This window comes from Micromonospora parastrephiae (assembly GCF_016802865.1).
GTDB lineage: Bacteria > Actinomycetota > Actinomycetes > Mycobacteriales > Micromonosporaceae > Micromonospora > Micromonospora parastrephiae.
In genome coordinates this window covers 1-4,258 of the sequence record NZ_JAEVHM010000308.1, presented here as the reverse complement: position 1 = coordinate 4,258, position 4,258 = coordinate 1, and the positions used below count along the sequence as shown (strand labels likewise).

At 73.7% G+C, this 4,258-nt stretch carries 4 protein-coding genes; 2 read left to right on the top strand and 2 right to left on the bottom strand.

The annotated features are described in order from the left end of the window. Positions 1-813, bottom strand: an 813-nt coding sequence (locus JNW91_RS29985; RefSeq protein WP_203178868.1) for an LppM family (lipo)protein, incomplete at its 3' end; no start/stop codon positions are given. An 87-nt stretch (positions 814-900) separates the two neighbouring features. Further along, positions 901-2,220, bottom strand: coding sequence for an FAD-dependent monooxygenase (locus JNW91_RS29980; RefSeq protein WP_203178867.1), 1,320 nt, complete (start codon positions 2,218-2,220; stop codon positions 901-903). A 67-nt stretch (positions 2,221-2,287) separates the two neighbouring features. Between JNW91_RS29980 and JNW91_RS29975 the strand changes: the two genes are divergently transcribed. Beyond that, positions 2,288-2,917: a TetR/AcrR family transcriptional regulator gene (locus JNW91_RS29975; RefSeq protein ID WP_309244523.1), complete on the top strand. Its 630-nt coding sequence runs from the start codon at positions 2,288-2,290 to the stop codon at positions 2,915-2,917. Positions 2,918-3,054: 137 nt separating this feature from the next. Beyond that, positions 3,055-4,179, top strand: coding sequence for an FUSC family protein (locus JNW91_RS29970; protein WP_203178866.1), 1,125 nt, complete (start codon positions 3,055-3,057; stop codon positions 4,177-4,179). Positions 4,180-4,258: the final 79 nt, after the last annotated feature.

Sequence of the window (4,258 nt, the reverse complement as noted above, 5' to 3'; positions counted from 1 at the left end):
TCCGCTGCCCCCGGCGAGGGTGGTGGCGCCGGGCATCTGACGCGCGACGAACTGGTTGACCGTCTGGCGGCGTTTCTGGAAGTCGTCGCAGAGTCGCCGGCGCGCCGAGCGGCGGCGACGCAGCAGGAGTACGCCCACCGCGGCGATCAGCAGCAGGAGGAGCAGCCCGCCGGCGATCAGCAGCCATCCGAACCCGCCCCCGTCACCGGCGGCGGCCGGCGAGGTCGACGGTCGAGGTGGCGCCTCGGCGACGGCGCGCAACTCGGTCGGCTTGTCCTGGTTGGAGGCCACCGTCCAGCTGACCGACCGGCCGTTGACCGTGCCATTGCTGTCGATCACCCGGCCGGGAAATGTCACCGAGATCTCGAACGACATCAGCTTGAGGAATGCCTGCTGGTTCTGCGGATTCTGCTCGGCCACCTTGCCGCCGTATTTCTTCGGATCGAGTGGCAACGTGAAGCGGTAGAAATCGCCGTCCCGGACCAGTTTCACGCTCTCGCTGTCGAAGGTCTTCAGCGGCGCCTTGCGGTAACTGATCTGCGCGCCGAAGAGTTTGCCGTCCTGGTAGCCGGTCTCCTCGCCCGGCGGCAGCGCGGGAATGTTCTGCCGCAGCTCCGCGAAGGCGACCGAGATGTTCTTGTTCCGCGAGGTCAACAGGGATTTCTGGGCCGTCAGCAGCAACTGCCCGTCGACCGTGTCGTCGGCGTTGACGGTGAGCCCCATGTTGAGTTGCATACAGCCGCTCAGCGCGGCGAGAAGAAGGAGACACACCGCGATGCGGAGTGCCCTACCGCGGTTGACTCTCCTGTTCATGCGCTCAGTGTGTGTGATCCGTTTCACCACGAGCAGTCAGCGATCAGTCACAACGCGGTCGCCGATTGTACCGACGAACTGTCGCCTTCACCCGAGGCCGCCGACGCCACAAATGACTATTCTGGAGTTTTGCGCCCGAGCGCCGTTTCCCGCCCGTCCAGGATGATCGTCGTCGCGGGGCGGCCGTCGCCTTCGTCCGGCGACGCCGCGTTCGACGGCCGCCGCCGGCTGAGCGACCGTCGCCTCAGTCCACCGGTGACGCCAGTCGACGTACCGGGTCATGCCGCGCAGCACGGTTCCGGCCGGGATGAGTCGCAACGCGGCGCCGCGCACCGCGAGCGCGAGAGGGTTGCGCATCTGTTGGCCGTACCGGCCGGCGCGCAGGGACGCCCGGGCGACGGCCTGGCTGCGGGGTCGACGCTGCTCGTCGTACGCCGCGAGGGCGGCCGGCAGTCCGTCCGCCCCGTCGGAGCAGACCGCGCCGAGCACCACCGCGTCCTCGATCGCCTGGCCGGCGCCCTGCCCGAGGTTCGGCGTCATGGCGTGGGCCGCGTCGCCGAGCAGCGCCACCCGTCCCCGCACGTACGAGGGCAGCGGCGTGGCCAGGTGGTGGATGTCGTTGCGCAGGACCACCCCGGGCGGGGTCGCGGCCAGCAGCGCGGGGATGGGCTCGTGCCAGTCGCCGAAGTGGTCACGCACGGCCGCCAGCTCGTCCGGGGCGTGACCACCGGGCGGGGCGGTGAGCGCGGCGTACCAGTAGACCTGGCCCTCGCCGAGCGGCACCATGCCGAACTCGGCGGCCGGGCCCCAGGTGATCGCCGTCGGGATCGGGTCGGGGAACGCGATGGCGGCCCGCCAGGTCGTCGAGCCCGCGTACACCGGGGCGGGGATCTGTGGCCAGAGCTGGGCGCGTAGTCGGCTACGCAGGCCGTCGGCGCCGACCACCAGGTCGGCGTCGAGGGTCCGCGGGCCGTCGGGCCCTCGGTAGTGCACCGCGGCGTGGTCGGGGCCGGACTCCACGTGCTCCACCTCGGCGCCGGTCCGCAGCGACGACGCCGGCAGCGCGTCGCTCAGGACGCGGTGCAGGGTGGCCCGGTGGACGCCGAGCGCGGTGGTGCCGAGCTGCCGGGTCATCTGCGCGGCGTCCAACCGGGACACCCACCGGCCCCGCGGGTCGCGGATCCCGCCGGGCGCCTCGGCGTGCGCGCTCTGGCGCAGGGCCGGGCCGAGGCCGAGGGCGTCCAGAGCGTGTAGCGCGTTGGTCATCAGGGTCAGCCCGGCACCCACCTCGCGTAGTTCGGCGGCGCGCTCCAGCACGGTGACCTGCCATCCGTGGCGGCGCAGGGCGACAGCCGCGCTCAGACCGCCGATGCCGCCACCGACCACCACCGCGTGCGGGTCGTTCATGTCATCCGCCCTTCTACACCTGTAGAAGAGTGATACTACCTGCGGACCACGGAAAGGGGGAGGCGCCGTGACGGCCCGGACGAACCGGATCGCGCTGCTGACCGACGCGGCCATCGAGCTGATCGCCGACGGCGGCATGCGGGCGCTGACCCACCGCGCGGTGGACGGTCGCGCCGGAGTACCGCCCGGCACCACCTCCGCGTACCTCCGAACCCGGCAGGCCCTCATCGAGGCCGTGGTGGGACGGCTCGCCGAACGCGACCGGGACGACCTCGCCGCGCACGACCTGCCGACCGGCCCGCCGCCCCCGCCGCCCGGCCCCCGACTCGGCGCCGCCGACCTCGAGCGGCTCGCCGACGGTGTCGCCGAGGTGCTCGACCGCTGGCTGAGCACCGGACGCAGCCGGACGCTGGCCCGCTACGCCTGCCTGCTGGAGGCGGTGCACCGGCCGGAGCTGCGCGGCATCCTGCACCACGGCGTCGGCCCGCGGGTCCAGTCCCGGGACCTGCTGACCCGGGCCGGAGCCACCGACCCCGACCGGCAGGGTGACCAGTTCGTGGCGTTCGTGGACGGTCTGCTCTTCGACCGGCTGGTCGGCGCCGGCGCGCTGACCGCCCCGCCACCCGGCACCCCGGCCAGCCGCGCCGACCTGGCCGCCGCCGTCCGTACGCTGCTGCGCGCGCTGACCGGGAGCTGACCGGGCGGGCGGCGCACCGGCGCCTGCGGAGCAGCCCGGTGAGCAGGTCCGTCGCGCGATGGGAGACGATCGCTGCGGTGCCGTGCGCCACCGGCACGCTGCCGGTCCGCCCGGCCGGACCGGTGTGAGGAGGGTGGATGCAGCGGCTCAGTGGCCTGCGGGTCGCCGGTGGGCGCCTGCGGCAGGGCTGGCGGCCGGTGCTGGAGGCCACCGTCGCCGCGACCGTGGCCTGGCTGCTCGCCACCCGGCTGCTCGGGCATCCGCAGCCGTTCTTCGCGCCGGCCGCCGCGCTGATCGTCCTCGGTCAGGCTCGGGGGCAGCGCATCCGCCGGGCCGTCGAAGTCGTCCTCGGGGTGGCCGCCGGGGTGCTGGTCGCGGACCTGGTGGTGCAGGCGCTGGGGCCGGGCAGCACCTGGACGGTCTTCACCGTCATCCTGCTCACCGTCCTGCTCGCCGTCGCCTTCGGCGCCACCGGCGTGACCCTGGTGCAGGCCGCGGTGTCCGCGCTCTACCTGGTGGTGGTCGCGCCGCCGGACGGGTCGCTGGTGCCGTTCCGCTTCGTCGACGCGCTGATCGGCGGCGCGGTCGCCCTCGCCGCCAGCCTGCTGGTCGACGCCCGGCACCCGCTGGCCCCGCTGGTCGCCGAGGTACGGCGGACGTTCGACGAACTGGCCGGCCTGCTGGGCGGGATCGCCGACGCGTTGGACCACCGCGACGAGCGGGCCGCGATGGCCGCGCTGACGCAGGCCCGGGGGATGGACGTCCGGGTCGACGGACTCCGCGAGGGTGTGCTCGCCGCCGGTGAGGCGCTGCGGCTCAACGTCCGTCGGCGTCGGCACATCGGCCGGCTGCGGTCGGTTGACGAGTCGATCCGGCAGATCGACTACGCGGTACGCAACGTCCGGGTGCTGGCCCGCGCGGGGGTCACCCTCAGCCGGCTGCACACCCCGGTGTCGCCCCAACTGGGCGTCGCGCTGCGGGCACTCGCCGAGGCGGTCCGCGAGGCCGGCGCCGCGCTCGCAGCCGACCTGGACGGCCGGGAGGAGGCCGCCGACCGGCACGCCAGCCGGGCCGACGAGTCGGCGCTCGCCGCCGTGCACACGGCCGGGCAGCTCTTCGGCTCGACCCAGGCACTGCCCCTCGCCATGATCATTGGCCAGGTCCGGGCCACGGCCATCGACCTGCTCCGCGGCGTCAACCCCGACGACGACGCCGCCATCCTCACCCGCGTAGACAAGGCCCTAGGCCTCCCCACCCCCTAACCCTTCGCCCCCCTCCTCGGGTCGATCATCGGAGTTGTGGTCGGGCGGTTCACCCCGATACACGGCTTCTGCGGGCACC

Bases quoted from the DNA above. Each gene is read 5' to 3' on its own strand.
- JNW91_RS29980 (WP_203178867.1), bottom strand. From the start codon at position 2,220: ATGAACGACCCGCACGCGGTGGTGGTCGGTGGCGGCATCGGCGGTCTG.
- JNW91_RS29970 (WP_203178866.1), top strand. From the start codon at position 3,055: ATGCAGCGGCTCAGTGGCCTGCGGGTCGCCGGTGGGCGCCTGCGGCAG.